The following is a 20,561-nucleotide window of genomic DNA, read 5'->3' on the forward strand; positions in this document are numbered from 1 at the left end:
TTACTAAAAACTAGAACTATTTTAGATAAATCAACCTGTCAATTACGACTCTAAAATTATCCTAATTAGTATGTGCATCTTTGCTGCATTTCATGATTGAGAGTTTAAATAATGTGTATAAAGAAATTTTTATTAAATTGTTTGTGAAATAAATACTAATTTAACGATAAGAATTCGATCGTTTTGTACGATAAATTAGAATTAGATCATCAACCTCAAACAAATAAAAAGGCATGAATCAGATTAATTTTCGGATTCATGCCTAAGATACTGCAATATATTATATTTTTTTATTAAAGTTAGTTGCCTCAAATTATTTTTTGTGAAGTTTCCCTTTTTGTTGGAGAAACTAGAATTTCTTTATTTTTCACATCATATAATCCACTCGGAGTTAATCGAATAAATGGTAAATGGGTTGCAGAAAAGAATAATAGCGTAAAAGCAGGATCATCGTATTTATATCCTTTTTCTTTTAACAATTCAATCATTTTTTTCTCAATTTGGATTAAGCTGTCCATTTCTAATTCAGACATGCTACCTTTTAAAGCTAAAGCTATTTCATGAACAACTTTGTCCTCTTCTACAAGTACCATGCCACCACCTATTTCTTTCATTCTTTCAAAAGCTTTCAACATATCTGATTTTCTTTTGCCTAAAATTAAAATGTCTCCAGTACCAGAATAAGAACTTGCAAATCCACCCAAATGTTGAGCAAATCCTTTCACTAGCGAGTTTAATCTCCAAGAACCATCTCTTCCAACCATTAAAAGAAAACATTCATCATGTTCATATGATAATTCATCACTTTCTACATCAATCATACTTTCATATGGTTTTGTAATGACATTATTTATCAAGTTTATACCATATGAGTTTGAAGGACTCAGATCTTCTTTTTGTATAGCCCATTTTAAATCTAGTTTAGAGAATTGATATTTCTCCCAATCGATTGGTAAATATTGATTGATAGGGTTCCCATCTTTCTTGACCCATTGACCTTTTGCTAAAACACTTCGAGGTGTTGGGTTTTCTTTACTGTCTAGTAGATTAATATTTGCAATTCTTCCTGTGGCGATTGAACCATGTAAATGTTCCATATTATAATAGCAAGCTACATTATAACTTGCCATATTATATGCATCAATTAATGGTATTTCGTGACGTATTGCTATTTTGATTAATTCATCAGTCATCCCCTTTTCATAGAAATAAGGATGTGAACCGTCAGTCGTAAAGAAAAAACGATCAAATTTTTGAATACCAAGCTCTTTAATTTCCTTTAAAAGCACTTCTAAATCAGGTCGTATCGAGGAATGTCTTAATGAAACCATATAGCCCTGCATTAACCGCGAAAGTACTTCTTTTCCTGTCATTGATTCATGATCGCAATCTGCACCTAATAACATTAATTTAGCTAAAGTGCGTTCTGAAGCTCCAGGAAAATGTCCTTCGACTTTCTTATTTAATTTTTTAGTCTCCTGTATCCAGGTTAGCATCTGATCGTCACCATTTAGGAGCTTTGGCCACGCAGTAAGCTCTCCACCTTGTAAAACTAATTCATTTTCGAGCCAAGTCATAACATCTTGCGAATTAAATAGCTCATCATTTTTCGGTAATTCAGTTTGTGCATCGAAACGGCACCACCAATACATGCTTGTTGGTATATATTTAAAATCATTCAATAATTCAAAAGCAGCTTGACTAGGCAATTCTAGGAAAAATTTCAGATTATCGTTTATTAATGTTGTTGTACCGAATTGTCCAGCATGTTTTGCTAATGTTAGAGGATTATAGAGTTGATATGGATGAGCATGAGGTTCAATATATCCTGGCACTAAATATTGCCCTTCACAATCTACCACTTCAATTTCATCTAGATTTTCCGGAAGATTTTCTCCAACATAAACAATCCGATCTTGATAAACCCATATATTCGCATGTAACCATTGGTTCAAATATGAATTTAAATAGGTTGCATTTTTTAAGACGATCTGCGGATTAATTACTCCATCAAGAACATTTACTTGGTTTCTAATTTGCTCATTACTCCATCTATAATTTTTCATCATTTCACCCCAATTTTGTTAAAAAACTAATTGTACAAGAATCATATAAACAATCGTACCACCTGCGATCGAAAGAAGCATCATTCTCTTCCATAAATGGAGAATCGCAACAACAAATACTGAAATAAACTCTGGAATACCGTGTGTACCTGAAAATACATTTACATTCTTAAAACAATAGATGACCAATAGTCCAATTACCGCAGACGGTAGAACTTTACCTAGATACTGTACATACTTCGGTGTAGCTTTCCCCGGTGGAAAAATGATAAATGGCAGAAATCTTGTAAGCATTGTACCTAAAACAACCATTGATACTGTGATAATTTGCTGTGTTATATTCATCGTCATACGGATACCTCGACTTTCTTAGATGGTTTAGATGGTTTTCTAAGCACACTAAGTGTAATAAGAATTGAAAGCATCGCAGGAATAATGAAGTTATTTCCACCAAAAATAATAAGACAAATGGTTGAAAGACCAACCCCTGTTATTGCACTAATGTGTTTTGTCTCTTTTTTCCATTGCTCAATGAAAATAACAACAAAAAGGGCAGTCATTACAAATTCAAGACCTTTAGTATTGAATTTTACAAGTGAACCAAAAATTCCTCCAATTGCTGCGCCAATTACCCAATATAAATGATTAAGGAATGTAACAAAAAACATAAACCAATTCTTATCCACGTTATCTGGTATATCAGCGGTATAATTTATCGAAAAAGTCTCATCGCAAAGTCCGAAAATTAAATAGATTTTTTTCTTACCAGTGCCTTTATATTTATCTAACATTGAGATTCCATAAAACAAATGTCGCGCGTTTACCATTAAAGTTAGTAATAGTGCGTTAAGTGGATTAAAGTTCATCAGTAATAAGTTTGCTGCAATAAATTCCATGGATCCTGCAAAAATTGTTAGCCCCATCAATATCGGATAAATCGCACTGAATCCTAATGAATTCATAAAAATCCCATATGCGATACCTAAAAATAAAAATCCTGCAAAAATGGGAATAGTGTGTGGAAAAGCAGAGCGAAATGCCATCCAAAGTTTGTTTCCTTTTTTCATACTTTCACATCCTGTATCGTTAAATTTATTATAATTTAACATACAGAATCCATACAAAAAATGAAATAATTGTATGGATTACAATTTTCTAAAAATTAAATCAAGTACAAATTAAAGAGTGTTTACCAACTATCTGCTCAGTTATGAATAGATTTGTATTTTTAGATTTCCATACAAAAATGATATAATTGTATGGAATTAAAGATTAGAGGTGAACTATGCTAGTATGCCAGTAAATTCATTTGATAATTACCCAATGTCTTGGAAACCCGACAAAATGACTTTAAAACGTCCTTTTTATAATTCCATTGCGCTGCAACTTGAACAAGATATTCTTAATGGCTTTCTAGCTCCCGGTACAAAGTTACCACCGCAACGAGAATTAGCGGATTTTCTTGACTTAAATTTCACGACAATTACTAGGGCCTATAAAATATGTGAAATAAAAGGTTTAATCTATGCGATTACAGGAAGTGGAACTTTTGTTGCTCCAAATGCTGCCCATTCAATAACCATTTCAACAGATAAAACAGCAAATAGTATTGATCTTGGCTTTGTGGCTTCTTTTGAACAAACGAATAGTATTGTGACTGAAGCAATTCAGAAAGTAGTCAGTAAAAGTTATTTAGATCAATTATTAAATTACAATGATCCTACCGGAATCCCACATCACAAGGCAGCTGCACTAAACTGGATGGAAGCTTTCGGCATTAAAGCTGCTCAAGATAATTTAGCGATTGTATCTGGTACTCAAAACGCTTTGGTCATTGCTTTAGCTAGTTTATTTGAGCCAGGTAATCGTATTGCAACAGACTTTTACACCTTTTCGAATTTTATAGAGTTAGCCAAAACGCTTCACATTCAATTAATCCCTATTCATTCCGACCAATTTGGCATGTTGCCAGATGAACTTGAAAAGCAATGTAGCCAATTAAATATACATGGCATATTCCTAATGCCTTCTTGTAGTAACCCAACCACTATAATGATATCTGACTTTCGAAAACTTGAATTAGCTTCTGTAATAAGGAAGCATCGTTTAATTTTAATCGAAGATGATATACATGCATTTATCACTGCGGGAGTAATATCTGATTACAAACAACCAATGTATAACCTACTTCCTGAACAAAGCGTATATATTTGTGGTACATCAAAGTCCATCTGTTCTGGATTAAGAGTTGCTTACTTGGTTTTTGGGGATACATTACGCGAAAAAATTCTAAAAGCTATTTTTAATCTTAACGTAAAAACATCATCTCTTGATGTTGAAGTAATTACTGAACTGATCTTATCAGGAAAAGCGCATGAAATCGTTCAACAAAAGAAACAGTTAGCTGAAACTGTAAACAAAATTTATACATCCTATTTCCCTGTAAATAAGTTTGGTCATCCGCTTAGTTTTTACCGTTGGCTTCCTATTCATGGAAATAGTACTGGGGTAAACTTAGAAGCGGATTTAAAAAAACTAGGTGTACGTGTATTTCATTCTGATCGTTTTCTAAGTGGACAATCTTCTTCTGAAAAGTATTTACGTATTGCACTTTCATCTACCCATTCTTTAGATGATTTAGATTCTGGATTGAATGTTCTAGCTCAATATCTCGACAAACAGATGAAATAATTGCGATACAACAAATGCGTTTGAAAAAAAGGAGCTGAATGACAATCAGCTCCTTTCAGACTATTAATTTATACTTTTATATTTATTTAAAGCGAGAAGAACTAACCTTTAAGTTATAATCAGTAATCTCAAATCCAAGTTGTTGATAGAGGTTCAATGCTCCTTGATTATGACCAAAAACGTGTAGACATACGTCATCTACTCCTAATTCATTAATTTCTTTTATACACTTACTCATCGATTCTTTACCGAATCCCTGACCTCTATATTCTGGATAAATAAGAATTTCATATAAATAAGCATAATTTGCCTCTTGTTTTAAATTAATAGAATACCAAATATAGCCAATCGTTTCTTCGTTTAAAACGATGTTTTTCAAATAGTTATTTTCAGTATTTTCACCTTCTGGCAATAAAGATTGAAAAGCTGCCTTAGATTGTCCTAAAGCTGTTTCTTCTTTCCAACTTCCATTTTTCACTTTATCATTCGCAAAATTCACGGTTGCTATTTCTAGGAACCTCTGAAAATCTTGATTATTCATAAGTGTTAAATTTAAAGTCAAATTAGATCATCCTTTTCATTTGAATAATTTTTAAGCTTAAAGTCCCCATTAAGTATTCAATTTCATATCAGAAATATCCTTTTTTGATCGTCAGACTATGAAAATAGGACGATAGTTTTGTTGCACAATTAGAAAACGCATTTAGATGAAATGAAATAAGCTGGAATAAATTTTTCTCACTAAGTTCCATTCTTTTATCAAGGTTCTGTTAAAGTAAAATCTTGAAATTTAATATTTGAAAAAGGACTGTCTAAATTTTGACAGTCCTTTTACGATCTTATTGAAATAATGCTAGCGTTAGCTCGATAAGAAAAGCTATGTTTGAACACTGAGAAATACCTATTCTAGTATAAATTAATTAAGAAAAGATGGTAATAAAATCACCTCATTAAACAAAAACGAATACAAATTAATTGTAAAAAACAGGGGAACTCGATCACTAGTTTTATTATTTAATAGATTGTTACTGGTTATGATCTCTTGCTACACATTCACCATTTTTTACAATATAGCACTCTACATAATGATCACAATGAAATTCATGCAAGTTTGTTGTTGTTGTGAATTCAGCCAACTTCGCTTTAAATTATGAACGCTTTATTTTTTTATTATTTCTGTTTTTTCTTGTTTACTTTAGATAATCTTCCTAATGTAAAGGCACCGACCGCTAAGCCAATCATGGTGTTGTTTTTTTTATTAAAGACCTGTTTTGCTACAAGGTTTAAGTTTTGTGGTCTTTCCGCAAGCCGACGCATAAAGTAACCGTACCAATCTTTTCCAAATGGCACATAAGTGCAGAAATTGCAGCCTTCACTTGCTAGTTTCAACTGAAGGTCTTTTCTGAAGCCATACAGCATTTGGATTTCAAATTTATCGTTCGGAATATTATTTCTTTTTACAAAATCTTTAACATGTTGGATGATTTTGTGGTCATGTGTTGCAATAGAAGTGAATTTTCCATTTAACAAGTGCCATTCTATCAACTTTATAAAGTTTTTATCAATATCTTTCTTGTCCTGGTACGCATATTCCTCAGGCTCTTTATATGCACCTTTTACAATACGAAGGCGAAAATCTTTATACTTTTCGAGATTTTCTTGTGATTGATAGAAGTATGCCTGGATAACGGTCCCTACATTATCATACTCCAAAGAAAGCTCATCTAAAAGATCAAACGAAGGCTTTAAGTGTCCATAATCTTCCATATCAATATTAACAAAAATCCCATATTGATGTGCCTGGTGAACAATTTCCTTTAAATTACTCAAACAAAAAGAGTACTCAATGTCCAAGCCCAATTGAGTCGGTTTTAACGAGATATGTGCATCTACTTTATTCTTATGAATAGCTTCGATGACTTTCAGAATTTGTTCTCTAGCCTGAATTGCTTCTTCCTTTTTAAAGACAAATTCCCCTAAGTTATCGACCGTACATGAGATCCCATGTTTATTTAGCTCTTTAATGCTTTTAATTACTTCTTCAATATTTGTACCAGCTACAACACTTTGCGCCCCCATTTTTAAACCATACTTTTTAGCGGCACTGTTAAGAATTTGGTTTTGTGATAGAGCCATAAAAAAATCTTTCAATATCATATTGATTCCTCCTATATTTTCCTGCTACCTAAATCTTTATTAGCAGGGTTAAATGATGTTATTTTGTGATCCGTTATAATTTTTTCCCCGCCAATTATTAGGGGATATTCTTTCCTAAGCTGTGAGTTTACAAGATTTAATGCTTGATTAAACGCGTTTATATTCTCCTCTTTTGAAAAGTCTGTAAAAGGTTCGTGTTTATAAGATAGCATGTTTTTCCCCCCTCAAATCCTTTGTTGCTTTATTTAAATGCAATTTTTGTGCCAACTTAAAAAACTACTTTATACTTGATTTTTTCGAAAATTGTGTAAACCAAATGTTTACAAAAGTGTAAACAGAGTGTAAAATATAAACACTTTTGTAAACACAATTAAACAATGATAAGGTGATTGGTTATGTTAAAAGAAAAAGTTTCACTTCTGTCCATCTCCCTTCCTTTAGACGCGGAGATTCATACAGAAAAAATAAAACAATTCTCTGTCGACACCTTGCTCTCAGAGGTTGAAGAAATAGTTCTAGACCAAGATATTGTTCTTGTTGATGAAGCTGGAAGGCAAGTGCGCAGGGTCCCCTTTACTACATTAATAAATGCTATTTTTCAAGATTGGCAAAAGCTTTCAGGTGTTTATCAGACGCTTCTGCGTGCGGTAGATAATGCCATTACAATAGTAGACAGCGATGGAAAAGTTGTTGCATGGAATCCTAAGGCAGAAGATTTGTACAAAACTTCTGCTGAAGAAATGATTGGCTCTAAAATTACGAATCGCTTTAAAGAGGATTCTGTAGTTTTAATGTCCACAATGAAGGAAGGAAAAGGGGTTATTCGGCATTATAACCAGCCGCAGGAAGATGTCCATGTATTAATTAACACCTTACCAATATTCATCAGGGATAAGGTGGTAGGGGGGATTTCCGTTGAAAGTGATATTACAGAAATTGTAAAACTAAATAATGAACTTACATCTACTACTGCGTATATTCAAGATTTGGAAAATCAGATTGGGTACAAGGATATTATCGATCCTTTCCACAAAATAAAGGGAAGAAGCCAAGCGATAAAAACTTCCATCTCTTTGTCCAAGAAAGTCGCCCATACAGATGCAACCGTCGTGATTACTGGTGAGAGCGGTGTTGGTAAGGAATTGTTTGCACAGGCTATTCACAAAGCAAGTCCCCGTTCAAATGGACCATTTGTTGATCTTAACTGCGGGGCCATTCCCTCGGCGCTTTTTGAAAGTGAATTATTTGGTTATGAAAAAGGTGCATTTACAGGGGCAATAAAAGAAGGGAAGCTAGGAAAAATAGGGACAGCAAAGGGTGGAACATTATTTCTCGATGAAATTGGAGAAATGCCATTAGAGCTTCAAGTAAAATTGCTGCGTGTCTTGCAGGAGAAACAATACTATCGAGTTGGCGGAAACCAACCTATTCCAATAGATGTACGAATTCTTTCAGCAACTAACCGGGATTTGGAGAAAATGGTGGAAGAAGGTTTATTTCGTGAAGATTTATATTATCGGTTAAATGTGGTTACGATCCCTATCCCGCCCCTCAGAGACAGAAAGGAAGACCTTCCTGAACTTGTCCAATTATTTTTAAAAGAGTTTTCCATCAAATACCGGAAGCCGGTTCCAGTCATTTCTCCGGAAGTGATGGTAACATTCATGCATTTTCCTTGGAACGGCAATATCAGGCAGCTAAGAAATATAATTGAGCGAGTAATGATATTTACAGATGATAATATAATCAAATCTGAACAATTGCCAAATGAATTTTTTAAAAGACACATAAATTCTCAATCGCCTATTCTCGGAGAAGCAGAATTACACGAAGGGGATGAAAAGTCACTAATAATACATGCCCTAAAAGTAACATATGGAAATAAATCAGCTGCTGCAAAAATGCTTGGTATTTCCAGGGTGACACTTTATAACAAAATGAAGAAATATGGGCAGTTATAATGAGATGTAATTTTTAACAAAAAAAAGTGATCGCCCAATAGAAATTTAGCGATCACTTTTTTCAAACAGTGACGTAGCACTTCCACCTCTACCCTATTAAATTGAATATCCTTTAAATCACTATGCTATCTTTTTGTACAAATTATTGTTGTGATAACAAATATTGAGCGTCTCTAAGTAAATATTCTGCAGACTCAGTTATGATGTGTTAACCACTTTGAGCCCTAACTTCATTCAAGAAGCCTTTCAAATTGTTATTTCCTAACTTTTCCTGTATCATCTTAATTCTTTTTGCCAAAATAGAAAAAAACGAGCTACAGTAATAGCTCGTTTTTGCACGCGTTAATACACAAACTTTTATATATTTTGTGAACTCTTCAACTACACAGACTGACTTTGAATTGTCGCTATTTCCATTTCCACATTGTTTTTTGATTTCCATAATATAAAAAGTGAACAAATTACAAACAATATACAAAGTAAATAAACATTTCGAAACCCTGCTAATTGTGCAAACAGACCTCCGCCTAAATTTCCTACTAAACTTCCGATGGTCGAGCAATTCGCATAAATCGATGCAGAAAAGCCGGGTGAATTAGGTAGTAGGTCGTTAAAATAGCTTATACCATTACCCATAACAATCGCAATATATGTTGCTTGTAGAAGCTGTGCAACGATTAACTCCCAAGTATGAGTTGATATGCTTAAGATTAAATAATAGAGTAACCCAATAAAGCAACCGTAGATCATCAAAGCATGATTCGATATTTTTTTAGAAAGTACACCCAGCACTAACATGATTGGAATTTCCAAGCCTGCACATATACTTACGACTAATCCAACATCAGTATTAGTACCATGTAGCTCATTGACGATAAAAAGAGGTGTGTTGATCCAATTAATCGAACTAACTGCAAATAATAAGATAAAAGCAATAACTGGTAGTCTAAGCTGTTTACGTTTAGCTGATGTGACTTTAGTCTTACTTTTCTTTTTTAGATTGTTCTGAACTGGCTTTCTCTTTTCTAAAAAGAAGAATACTAGAATTGTAATCATTACATAAATGCTAGATGTTCCCCAAAAAAGTCCATGATAACCTTTTGCTCTTAGAATTATTGTTCCTATTAATGGTCCAATTAAAAATCCTAAAGAAACGAGCGAGCGTAAAGTTGATAAGGCTAAAGTCTTATCCTTAGATAAACTTGCATTTGCTGATTCCTGCGCGGATGCAAAAATTTGTGGCATGGCCGCTGCGCCTAATCCATTAAATAAAGCAACGAAAACTAATAATAAAAAGTAGTTATGAAATATTAAATAAGATGCATAACCTATTGCTGATGAAATCATCGCAATCATTATAATCCATTTTCTGTCAATCCCTCGATCAGATCGTTCAGCAATAAATGTATTTACTAAAACACCACTTAATGAAATCACTGCCATGAAGATACCAAATGCTCCAGAACTCATCCCGATATATTTTGTACTATACAGTGATAAATAAGGAGTTGTAATTGAAAGTCCAATCCCTACAAATAATAAACATATGACAAACAAACTATACCCTTTAATAGCAAATAGATCTTTTATCCGACTAACCAATATTCACTCCCCCTTACCATTCTATATTTTAATCGATTAGTTAAAATAGACAAATAAAAACACCCTTGGATAAATTAAGATGCACCATTAATTTAACCAAGGAAAACGTTACTTATTTGGATGTATTAAGATTCCTTAACTATTATAGTACATTCGACTTATTAAAAATATATTTTTCGAATGCATATGCAACACCATTTTCATCATTGCTTAATGTGACAAGATCACATGCGAGCTTTACTTCTTCTTCAGCATTCCCCATGGCTATTGATAAGCCGGCTATATTAAACATCGGTAGATCATTTTTTTCATCTCCAATAGCTACTGTATTCTCTAATGGTATCTGAAAATAGGATGCCATTGCTTTTAAACCATACCCCTTATTTCCATTCATATGTGTAATCTCGAGATTAAAAGGAGAAGAACTAGTAACAAAAGTCTCATCTATGAATCTTAATTTTTTTTCAATTCGCTCCATTTGTTTTGGATCAAGGGTTAAAATAAGAAACTTTTGAATCGTATAATCCTCATTATCAATTATTTCTTGAACTTTGTTAAAAAACGAATGTCCATATACATTTGGTGGTGTGGTAAACATTTTGTAGTGTCTATTTGTGAAGTAATCTTTAGGAACTCGCCCGGATGAAACAACTAGTTCAAATCGTTTATCCCAATTACTTGGGGCAAATATTCCCTTATTTGTAGAAACATTGTACGGTAATTCTTCTCTCTCAACTTCTAAGGCAATTTTTTGTATTTGAGATTTCCCAATTGAATTTAGTTCAATTAATTCTCCGTTCACATATAATGCCGTCCCGTTATGCCCCCCAACTGGACAATTTAAGCCATACTTTGAAAGCTCATCGCTTACTGAACTTGGTGAACGACCTGATAAAATCATAACGATATGTCCTGCTGCCTCAGCTCTTTTAATCGCGCTTAACGTTTCCTCACTTATTATTTTATTTGAGTTGAGTGTAGTACCATCCAAATCTAAAGCAATTAGTTTCATATGAATCTCTCCCTTTATGGGTTCTATATTTTGATATTGTTATAGTTTTGATGATATGTTTGATATAATTAAGTATGCATTAAAATAAGCAGAGTTCGTTAACTCATTCCTCCTAAATGATTGCCTAATCCTCTCACTTTTACATATCCTATGGAAAATTTTTATGTTTTTTTAATATAAAATCAGCAAGGAGGACTATATGTCTGAAATTAACGTTTCTTATCTAAGCGAACTAATCCAAATTATTGATCGCAATACTAGTCGTGAAGGTGTTAATGAGACCTCAATTAACTCGTTATTTTTCATACGAGAGTCAAATATTACTGATCCAAAATACAGGGTCTATAAGCCATCTCTCTGTATAGTTGTTTCTGGTGTAAAGGAATTGTTACTAGGAGATGAAAGTTTTAAGTATGGCCCTGGAAATTTTTTAGTTGCATCCGTTGATTTACCTGTTACAGGCCAAGTTATTGAAGCTACACCAACCACTCCATATCTAGCTTTAAAAATTGAATTTAATCCAAATCAAATTTTAGAAATTTTAACTGATACAGAAATCCCCACTAATTCAAAGGAAAATGCAAAACGAGCGATATTTGTCAATGAATTAGAGGGTTCGATCCTAGATGCAGTGATTAGATTGGCCCGTTTAATAGATTCGCCTGAAGATATTCCAATACTTGCACCTATTTTTACAAAAGAAATTCTATATAGAGTATTGCGTGGACACAATGGGAGTATATTGCAACAAATCGCCATCGAAGGTAGCACTACTAATCGAATAAGGGAAGTTATTGAACAAATTAAAGCGAATTTTTACAAGTCTTTACGAATTGAAGAACTTGCAGAAATAGCAAATATGAGTGTTTCTTCCCTACATAGACACTTTAAAGATGTAACTGCAATGAGTCCTCTACAATTTCAGAAACATTTAAGATTGCAGGAAGCACGGCTTTTATTACTATCCGAGTCTTCGGATGCAGCAGAAGTAGCATTCCGAGTAGGGTACGAGAGTCCATCCCAGTTTAGTAGAGAATACTCTCGATTATTTGGTTTTCCTCCAAAAGAAGATCTTAAGCGAATGCGAGCGAAATAATTTTACCAATAAAGATGCACTCCTAACGTGCCCATTCATTAATCCCAAATTTGTATATATTAGATATACAAACGAAAATTTGAATTTAGGAGTGTTAAAATGGTTTTAAATAATAAGTTTGATGATTTTTTATTTGGTCCAAATTATGAAAGAAACATTCATAAAAATGAATCGAATAGTGAAGATGTAAAAGTAAGTGTTAAAGGTTCTCGTCATAAGAATCGGAAAAGTGTTATTACCAATCTGCCTCCTGTACCAGTTGTTTTGAACCCTATTCCGTACCAAATCACGCCCATTGGAACGATTCCAATTTATTTCAAAAAATGTTAAAAACCTTTTTTTAACTGAATTCTAAAAATATGTAAAAGCCTGCGTTTTTATTAACGGAGGCTTTTTTAATAAACTAAGTATCATTCAAAATATGAAATCTCGTTCAATGAACCATAATTTCCCAATATAAGATATAACATATTAAGCAATATTTTAAGAGTAAAGTATTTTGCTAGAGTCTATTTCTTGGTCTACCCCGTTGTTCGTTTAAAACCGATAATACCGCTTCTTTTATTTCCTGGTAACTAGTGCAACGACATATATTTGAACTAAGCCATTCTTCTATAACCTCTTCAGTTGCGTCAGGATGCTCAGTTACGAGTGCATGAGCGTTTAAGATAAACCCCGAAGTACAATACCCGCATTGAAAAGCCCATTTTTCCACAAAAGCACGCTGCATTGGATCATCGTGTAAGCCTTCAATTGTGGTAAGTTTCTTTCCTACAGCATCAACCGCTAACATCATACATGTTTTTACTGGTAAACCGTCAGCTATTACCGTACAAGCCCCGCAATCACCGTTTTCACAACCACGTTTTGCTCCTGTTAGGTCGAGTTTTTCCCTTAAAACATCTAAAAGCGTATCGGCCATTCTAATAGACGCCGTTCGCTGTTCTCCGTTTATATCAAGATTCAATTTCTGTATCACGCTCTCACTCCTCCCAAATAAACTAATCCATCTAGAAGTAAGTTCTTTAAGACAAAAATACGATAATCCCTAGAGCCACGTATATCACTTATGACCGGGGCTGGAATTGCAAGAATGGCCTGATTAATCCGCTCCAGGGCTGATAAATTCGTGTTATTTAAAGCTTGCTCCATCTCATAAGAACGAAATGGATACGCACATAATCCACTAATTGCTAACCGGTATGAGCGATTAACTTTTAATAATTCAAGTGTTATAAGAGGATAATCTACCTTTTCACTTTTCCTTTTTTTATCAATAAAGAAAGGGAATTTTCTATATATTCCATCAGATTTGGTTTGAACTAAAAACTCTCCCCGCTTTAAGCGTAGTTTTTCATTAAAAATTTCTTCTACTGGGTACTCTTTGACTCCATCAATACCTGCAATCACTAATGTACTATTAGAAAGAAGTAATGGAAGAATTGCCTCACGATAGATGATGTCACTGGCAAGGTTACCACCAAAAGTAATTTGATTCCTCGAAGTTCGATCAGCAATTCGAACACAAGCCTCACCAAGTAGAGGGAAAATTTTCGATTCAAATACTCTTGTTAATGTATGGGCTGCTCCAACGACCACTGAATTCTCCTTAATTTCTAGGGCATTACATTCAGGAATTCCTTTTACATCGATTACTGCCTTCGTATGAATCAGATTTAATCTCCCTAAAGTTGTTACTTCCGTTCCACCGCTAAAATAAATAGGTTTCTTTCCTTTTTTATCGAGTTTAACAAATAAATCAACTGCTTCTTTAATCGTAGAAGGTCGATAATAATCAAAATTGAAGTGGAGCATTAATGCACCTCCCCAGCTTCTAGCCTTGATTTCCAAATAAACTCTGGAGTTAGGGGCAACTTTTGTAGTGAAACATTAGCAGCAAGAGATAAACTATTTGCTACCGCTGAAGGCATACCCATTAAACCGTGTTCACCAAGACCTCGGGATCCATATGGTGCACCTTTTACTGGGTTTTCAACGAATCGAACAATATACTCTGGTTGTTCTCCAAAATGCATAACTTTATACGAACGAAATTGTGTCGTTAACACTTTACCTTCGTCATCAAAAATAAATCCTTCTCTCGTCGCAAAGCTAAGTCCCATATTCATCGCGCCTGTTATTTGTGTCTCTGCGCCTTTATAATTTAAAATTTGACCTGCATCTGAAACAGTAACAGCTCTTAATAATTTAAAAGTATTGTCCCTTTTGTCAAATTCAACCTCCACACCTTGTGCTACCACACCCCACTCAGGTCCTTGAACACCTTTTCCAGTAACCGGATTCATTTCTGTTAAGCCTGGAATCATATATGTCCCTCTTCCAACAACTTGATTTCCAGCTACTTTACCATTAGGATAAATATATCCAAGCGCAATCTCAGAAAAATCGATTGAAACAGATGGGTCCGTTCTTTTAAAAACTTTTTTATTAGCCACCTCTAATTCATCTTTTGGAACTTTAAGGACAATTGATGCAGTCCTTTTTAATTGTCTAATGGCATCATCACATGCTTTAAGCACTGCATTTCCAGACATAAATGTTGTACGACTAGCAGCAGTTTCCCAATTATCAGGAGAATCCTGGGTCTTTACTTCCATTTGAATAAACACTTCATCTTCGGACATGTTCATTTTTTCAGCAACCATTTGAGTTAATACGGTTTTAGTACCTTGCCCAATTTCTACAGCAGCGCTTATGATATTTATACTTCCATCTTTGTTAAAAGTTAAAATTGTCCCCGCTCCAACACCAGGAGGTGGATCCCCATTCTTCCATGCACAACTAATTCCTTTTGTACGTACAAACCGATCCGAAATTTCAATACGTTGTCCTCTATCCCAATTCATTAGTTCCTTTAACTGTAACAAACATTCAGTTATATCTCCTAGATTACTTTTGTTCAAAAGTACTTGTGTTGGTGATGTGTCTCCTGGCTGAATCGCATTTAATAGACGAAATTCTAAAGGGTCCATCCCGAGTTTTTTAGCCATTATATCCATCGTTCGTTCTACCCCAAAAGCAGCTTCAGTACGTCCAAATCCTCGGAAATCAGTTACATATGGATGATTTGTATACATACATAATGAATCACACCAAACGTTATTTATTTTATATGGTCCAGTACTGTCAAATGCTGCTGCCTTCGTAATAGGTACAGACCTTTCTGCATATGCGCCACCGTCAAATAAAAAAAAGAGTTTTAGAGCTTGTAATTTACCGTCATTTGTACACCCCATCTTAACTGTTGCATGTAATCCGATATGAACTGGAGATGTAACGATATCTTCCTCACGACTATTACGAAGCCTAACTCTTCTTCCCCCAACTGCTTTAGAGGCTACATATGCTAGTGGTTCTAATTGCACACTTGTTTTAGCACCAAATGAACCCCCGACTAACGGGATATTAACAAGTACTTTCCCTTCTTCAATATTGAACGTTTCACTAATTAAGTCTTTCATTTCAAATGGTTCTTGTGAGGCTGAGTGAATAATAACCTCCCCGGTCTTTTTAATTTCTACATCCGCACATCTCGTCTCGATTGCTGTATGATCAGATTGATTAAATGAAAAAACTTCTTCGACAATGACGTCACAATTAGCAAAGCCCCGATCAATATTCCCTTTTCGGATACCCTGTATGTTTGCTATATTTGTACCAGGTATAGGCTGAATCCCACCAGACGTACCTGTTAATCCTGATGACTCGTCAATTAAATATTGTTCAACATTTTCATGTACGAGGGGAGCATCCTTTTGAAATGCTGCTTCTGGTGAATTTACGACAGGAAGGGGTTCGTATTGAACACAGATTAGAGTAGATGCTTTTATTGCGATAGCTTCCGTATCTGCTATTACCATAGCAATTGGCTCTCCGTAGTAACGGACTTTTTCAAATGCAAGCAACGGTCGATCCTTTATCGTTGTACCTATAAGAAGCGGATAGTCTTTTCCCGTAATGATCATACGTACACCTTTGACCTTCCATGCTTCCTTTGTATCGATATCACCTATTTTTGCATGGGCATGGGTACTCGTTACCAGTTTGGCATGTAGTGTACCAACCTCTTGAACATCATCAATATATTTAACTCGTCCGGATACCTTATCCCAGCTTTCTTTTTTAGGAACACTTTTCCCAATAACTCTATACTGCTTCACACTTTCCCCTCCTTTTTACCACTATAGAATCCTATTAATCTTTGTACTTGATTAGAACTAAGAACATGTAGTATGAATGGTAGAGAAAAGTTAAATCGAAAAAAGATATGTTACTTCCTACATATCTTTTTCCAGTATCTTCTATAAACCGATTCGATCCCCTTTTTCAAGTTTTTGAATCTGCCTAGAACCGACTTCGGCTAATTCTTGAAATTGTAGGATTGTTTGACGCATTTTTGGCAAAGCTTCTTGTTTAAATGTACTAATTGATTCAAATGCGGATATGACGTTAGTGAAAGAGGTTTTTAGTGTTTCAACAGAAACCGCTGACTCCATCGCTTGCTTTTGGATTGCAACTCCTTGTTCCTTTAATAATCGAGAAGTACCTTCAATAATAGTATTTGTTGTTTGATTTAAAGCAGTGATTTTTTGCAAAACAATTTTTTGATTATATAGAGCACTTGCTACAGTTACTGCTGTATTCAGTGCTGAAATCGTTACCGTTTTTGCACGTTCCACACCTCGAATTAATTCACGATTATTCCGAATCACAACCTCATAAGACATATCTCCTTGGTGATTGACGACTAACATTTGCTGTAGGTCCATGACTCGTTGTCTTAACGGATAAAGAACTTCCTCTGAGATGAATTTAATTTTTTCTTGATCTTCCCCTTCGACTTTTGCTTTTTCAATTTGATTTTCAATTGACTCATCCATTAATGTTCCAAGTTGGATTTCCTTTTCTAGCGTTTTTGAAAGCATACGAAGTGATAGTTGTTCATGCTCTAATGTCGTGTTATCATTTTCAAGAATTTTTTTCCCCTTATCAAGTGAATTTACGATATCTGCGATTGCTACATCTGCTTTTTCAAATCTCTGAAAATATGAACGAATCGGATTAAATAACTTACCAAAAAAACCAGACTTGGTAAAATTAATTACACTTGGATCTAAATCCTTTAATTGAACTTGGAGGTCTGCTAATCCTTTTGCAACTTGCCCTCCTTCGTCTCCACTTTTAGCAAGTTGACCAAGTGAAACTTTTAGAAGCGAATTTTTATTCGAAGAAGATTTCATCGTCTGTAATCCAAATGATTCAATTGATTGGAGAATTTCCTTTCGTTTTTCGTACGTTTCCTTTGAAACAGTGTCTAACTCCATAATCATCGCTACATTTGCATCCGCTGTTGCCTTTAATTTGATTAATTCCTCAGGTACAGGCTTTACTTGCTCTTCTATTACTGCCTTAATTTCCTCTTCATTTACAACTTGCATAGAAAATGACATTCTTAAATCCTCCTACTAATTAAAGTTGAACATTAAATAGATTACGAATTTTATAGATTACGTCATCTGAATCAGCATTAATATTTGCAGCTTCGTTTATATTCGAAATACTTTCAAGCGCTTTAATATTAGCGTTATAACCAATCGTATAAATTGGAATTTTATATGCTTTTATGATTCCTTTTACATTCTTCAATGAATTCCCATGATTGGTCTCACCATCGGTAAGGACAAAAATGAGCGGTCTTACATTTGGATTTTTTTTCATTTCTTCTTTTAGCATATTTATTGCAACAAGGATTCCATCATTTGTTGCTGTATCTCCGCTTGCATCGAGGCTAGATACCGCACCAACAAATTTTGACTGTTGATTTGCATCATATTTCGCTATTGGAAGATTGATCGTCACATCCGCAGAGTATGAGATTAAGCCAATACTATTATCTCTTCCTAAATATTTTTGACCTTTAAGTAATGATTCTTTTAGCTCATTTAAAGGTTTACCATCCATACTACCTGAAACATCTGCAACAAAAACCGCAGCAATTGGATTTGAAGTATTTTTCTTTCCTTTCCAAAGTTTCTGTGCAGCAGTTAAAGTATCCCCATCAATCGTTTTAAGCTCTGATTTGTAATTGTTCAACCCATTAAACCCATCCTGTTTCGCAAGTGATTGAAGGTTATTTTGACTAGTAAATTCAGCAAATTTTTTCAAAATATCCATTTTCTCTTTTGATAAATTCCCTAAAGCATAAAGTGGACTGTCGTGGCGCACCCCAAATGGAATAAATTCATAACTATTTTTTAAATCAGGTGAATTAACAAAGGTTTGATATTCAAGGACAAAGGCATCTAGAACGCCAGATTCCGCTGCATCACTCATTTGTAGAGTCGTAGATGCTGTGAACGGTACATTTGCTTGAAAGCTTTCAAATCCTTTTACAGCAGTAGCACTAAGTACATCATTTGAATCAAATGAATTTAAAGTCGTTACTAAAAAATTTAATCCAGTTGAACTCGTAAATGGGTCAGTATATCCCATTGATAGTTCATTTTTTGTCATTGCTTCAATAACGGTTTTCGGATCGACTTTACTATACTTTTTCATTAACTCATTATATTTTGACCGTGAAATGACAATTCCAGGAACATTTCCAACTAATCGCGACGATACCGTTTCTGTTTTAACACCACTTGCTGTAATCATTTGACCCCAAAGTTCATTTGAAGGTGTAAAGGCATCAGGAACATATTTACCAGATTTAATAAAATCCGTTGCAGTACCAGATGCAATGTTTCTAATTTTGACAGATACTTGCTGACCATTTAGATTGAATTTTGCATCATTAAACTTATTTGCAACTTCGTTTAACCAACCATTTTTCCCGTCACTTGATTTTTCAGTAGATGAAAAAATTTCAACAAAACGATCAGTCGTATTGTCTACAGATACAGGAAATTTAGAAATATCAGGGAGTTCACTTGCGACATCAGCGGTACTTAAGTCAATTTGACCTTTAATTGGTTTTGCTTTTGATATATTTATTTTTGAAATCATTTTAGCTAATTGCTGATTTTTATTTTTATCAGTAATTTTTACAACTTTATGCCCTGAAGTCATATTGATTCCAATATAGACAAGAAGAAAAACTACAACGATTACTGCAATAGATGCAAAAAGAAACTTCCTCATTTTTATCATCCTTTCATTCATTGCCTATAATATTTTGTTTGTTGAATTAACGTATCGATTTCTTTCATACATTCCATTTTTTCAATATCATCGATTCCTATTTCATCTAGTCTTGAAATTTCTAAAATTAATTTATCAATATTGACAAGAATCTCTTCATTCATTTCAATTGCTCTTTTTATGAATTTGAAATATTCATTATAAAGATTTGTTTTCTCTTGAATTAATGACTTAGAGTATCGTGATCCGTCTTTCCCCTTTATTTTTTTATAATCAAATTCATCAAAAGTACTGATTTTGTTTATGATGTTTCTTATTCTTAAATAAAATAATGTTTCAACCTCGTCCACAACAGATGCAAACTTGTTGTATGTAATTTCTGTTGGAGAAAATCGATCTGTTAATAAGTTATAAAATACGCCTTTTTTCTTTTTCATTCTCTCGATTTGCTCAATTGAAGTAATAATATCTTCTTTTAGTACTTTACTATTTTTATATCGACTTAAAGCAAAAACGAAATCTTCATTTGTTTTTAGCTGCTTAATTGACTTTTCTTTAACTGGCTTGAAATAAAGTTGAAACAGATTAAATAGAAGTACTAACAAACTCGCTATTATGAACGATACCCCAAATGCAGTTTGAAATGCACTCGCATTAATTAATTGAATTCCGATTAAACCTGGAGAGAATAAAATCACATTTAAAATCGCAATAAAAGCGACTAGCCCCACTAATTTTAATCCTTTTGTCATTCTTCACTCCTCCGCTATACTCTATTTATGCTCTATTACTCATTTATATTTATCATTCTG

The 20,561-nt window shown here is 33.9% G+C and carries 18 protein-coding genes and 1 pseudogene; 4 read left to right on the plus strand and 15 right to left on the minus strand.

What is annotated here, in order from left to right:
* Nucleotides 1-308 precede the first annotated feature (308 nt).
* From ACFWM3_RS16665 to azlC, 3 genes are read right to left on the minus strand one after another with little or no spacing between them, the layout of a single operon-like run.
* Nucleotides 309-2,066: an adenine deaminase C-terminal domain-containing protein gene (locus ACFWM3_RS16665; protein ID WP_390312161.1), complete on the minus strand. Its 1,758-nt coding sequence runs from the start codon at nucleotides 2,064-2,066 to the stop codon at nucleotides 309-311.
* An 18-nt stretch (nucleotides 2,067-2,084) separates the two neighbouring features.
* Nucleotides 2,085-2,417 (minus strand): branched-chain amino acid transporter permease, encoded by a 333-nt coding sequence (locus ACFWM3_RS16670; RefSeq protein ID WP_056465752.1) that lies wholly within the window; start codon nucleotides 2,415-2,417, stop codon nucleotides 2,085-2,087.
* Nucleotides 2,414-3,133, minus strand: a complete 720-nt coding sequence (azlC, locus tag ACFWM3_RS16675) for an azaleucine resistance protein AzlC (protein WP_390312162.1) — start codon at nucleotides 3,131-3,133, stop codon at nucleotides 2,414-2,416. Before azlC ends, ACFWM3_RS16670 begins: the two co-directional genes overlap by 4 nt.
* 226 nt (nucleotides 3,134-3,359) lie before the next feature.
* On the opposite strand from azlC, the gene ACFWM3_RS16680 reads away from it, so the two are divergent.
* A complete protein-coding gene (locus tag ACFWM3_RS16680) occupies nucleotides 3,360-4,757 on the plus strand; it encodes an aminotransferase-like domain-containing protein (protein WP_390312163.1) in 1,398 nt (465 codons plus the stop codon).
* Nucleotides 4,758-4,839: 82 nt separating this feature from the next.
* Here the strand turns inward: ACFWM3_RS16680 and ACFWM3_RS16685 are convergent, their stop codons facing one another.
* From ACFWM3_RS16685 to ACFWM3_RS16700, 4 genes and pseudogenes are all read right to left on the minus strand, one after another.
* A complete protein-coding gene (locus ACFWM3_RS16685; protein ID WP_056465758.1) occupies nucleotides 4,840-5,319 on the minus strand; it encodes a GNAT family N-acetyltransferase in 480 nt (159 codons plus the stop codon).
* Between the two features lie 463 nt (nucleotides 5,320-5,782).
* Nucleotides 5,783-5,893 (minus strand): nucleotide-binding domain-containing protein, encoded by a 111-nt coding sequence (locus tag ACFWM3_RS16690; RefSeq protein ID WP_390312164.1) that lies wholly within the window; start codon nucleotides 5,891-5,893, stop codon nucleotides 5,783-5,785.
* A gap of 34 nt (nucleotides 5,894-5,927) precedes the next feature.
* Nucleotides 5,928-6,914: a proline dehydrogenase family protein gene (locus tag ACFWM3_RS16695; protein WP_056465760.1), complete on the minus strand. Its 987-nt coding sequence runs from the start codon at nucleotides 6,912-6,914 to the stop codon at nucleotides 5,928-5,930.
* A gap of 32 nt (nucleotides 6,915-6,946) precedes the next feature.
* A pseudogene (locus ACFWM3_RS16700) lies at nucleotides 6,947-7,126 on the minus strand (L-glutamate gamma-semialdehyde dehydrogenase); the annotation flags it as partial.
* Between the two features lie 183 nt (nucleotides 7,127-7,309).
* Here ACFWM3_RS16700 and ACFWM3_RS16705 point away from each other — a divergent pair.
* Nucleotides 7,310-8,875: a sigma-54 interaction domain-containing protein gene (locus ACFWM3_RS16705; protein WP_390312165.1), complete on the plus strand. Its 1,566-nt coding sequence runs from the start codon at nucleotides 7,310-7,312 to the stop codon at nucleotides 8,873-8,875.
* A gap of 381 nt (nucleotides 8,876-9,256) precedes the next feature.
* On the opposite strand, the gene ACFWM3_RS16710 is transcribed toward ACFWM3_RS16705, so the two are convergent.
* Complete coding sequence (locus ACFWM3_RS16710; RefSeq protein WP_390312166.1) at nucleotides 9,257-10,477, minus strand: sugar efflux transporter; 1,221 nt, start codon at nucleotides 10,475-10,477, stop codon at nucleotides 9,257-9,259.
* Nucleotides 10,478-10,619: 142 nt separating this feature from the next.
* Nucleotides 10,620-11,489 carry a Cof-type HAD-IIB family hydrolase gene (locus tag ACFWM3_RS16715; RefSeq protein ID WP_390312167.1) on the minus strand — a complete coding sequence of 290 codons (870 nt, stop codon included), beginning with the start codon at nucleotides 11,487-11,489 and terminating at the stop codon, nucleotides 10,620-10,622.
* 199 nt (nucleotides 11,490-11,688) lie between these two features.
* On the opposite strand from ACFWM3_RS16715, the gene ACFWM3_RS16720 reads away from it, so the two are divergent.
* A complete protein-coding gene (locus tag ACFWM3_RS16720; RefSeq protein ID WP_390312168.1) occupies nucleotides 11,689-12,585 on the plus strand; it encodes an AraC family transcriptional regulator in 897 nt (298 codons plus the stop codon).
* A 99-nt stretch (nucleotides 12,586-12,684) separates the two neighbouring features.
* Nucleotides 12,685-12,915: a hypothetical protein gene (locus ACFWM3_RS16725; RefSeq protein WP_390312169.1), complete on the plus strand. Its 231-nt coding sequence runs from the start codon at nucleotides 12,685-12,687 to the stop codon at nucleotides 12,913-12,915.
* A gap of 172 nt (nucleotides 12,916-13,087) precedes the next feature.
* Here the strand turns inward: ACFWM3_RS16725 and ACFWM3_RS16730 are convergent, their stop codons facing one another.
* The 6 genes from ACFWM3_RS16730 to ACFWM3_RS16755 form a co-directional block, all read right to left on the minus strand.
* A complete protein-coding gene (locus ACFWM3_RS16730) occupies nucleotides 13,088-13,564 on the minus strand; it encodes a (2Fe-2S)-binding protein (RefSeq protein WP_390312170.1) in 477 nt (158 codons plus the stop codon).
* A complete protein-coding gene (locus tag ACFWM3_RS16735; protein ID WP_390312171.1) occupies nucleotides 13,561-14,400 on the minus strand; it encodes an FAD binding domain-containing protein in 840 nt (279 codons plus the stop codon). The genes ACFWM3_RS16730 and ACFWM3_RS16735 overlap by 4 nt, the downstream gene beginning before the upstream one ends.
* Nucleotides 14,400-16,766: a xanthine dehydrogenase family protein molybdopterin-binding subunit gene (locus ACFWM3_RS16740; RefSeq protein ID WP_390312172.1), complete on the minus strand. Its 2,367-nt coding sequence runs from the start codon at nucleotides 16,764-16,766 to the stop codon at nucleotides 14,400-14,402. Before ACFWM3_RS16740 ends, ACFWM3_RS16735 begins: the two co-directional genes overlap by 1 nt.
* Before the next feature lie 141 nt (nucleotides 16,767-16,907).
* Nucleotides 16,908-18,056: a toxic anion resistance protein gene (locus ACFWM3_RS16745; protein ID WP_390312173.1), complete on the minus strand. Its 1,149-nt coding sequence runs from the start codon at nucleotides 18,054-18,056 to the stop codon at nucleotides 16,908-16,910.
* Nucleotides 18,057-18,075: 19 nt separating this feature from the next.
* Nucleotides 18,076-19,758, minus strand: coding sequence for a vWA domain-containing protein (locus ACFWM3_RS16750; protein ID WP_390312174.1), 1,683 nt, complete (start codon nucleotides 19,756-19,758; stop codon nucleotides 18,076-18,078).
* A gap of 8 nt (nucleotides 19,759-19,766) precedes the next feature.
* The gene (locus tag ACFWM3_RS16755; RefSeq protein WP_056465775.1) at nucleotides 19,767-20,501 is read right to left on the minus strand and encodes a hypothetical protein; all 735 of its coding nucleotides are present in this window, start codon (nucleotides 20,499-20,501) and stop codon (nucleotides 19,767-19,769) included.
* Nucleotides 20,502-20,561 lie beyond the last annotated feature (60 nt).

The sequence above is a fragment of the Gottfriedia sp. NPDC058432 genome (assembly GCF_042721555.1).
Taxonomy (GTDB): domain Bacteria; phylum Bacillota; class Bacilli; order Bacillales; family Bacillaceae_G; genus Gottfriedia.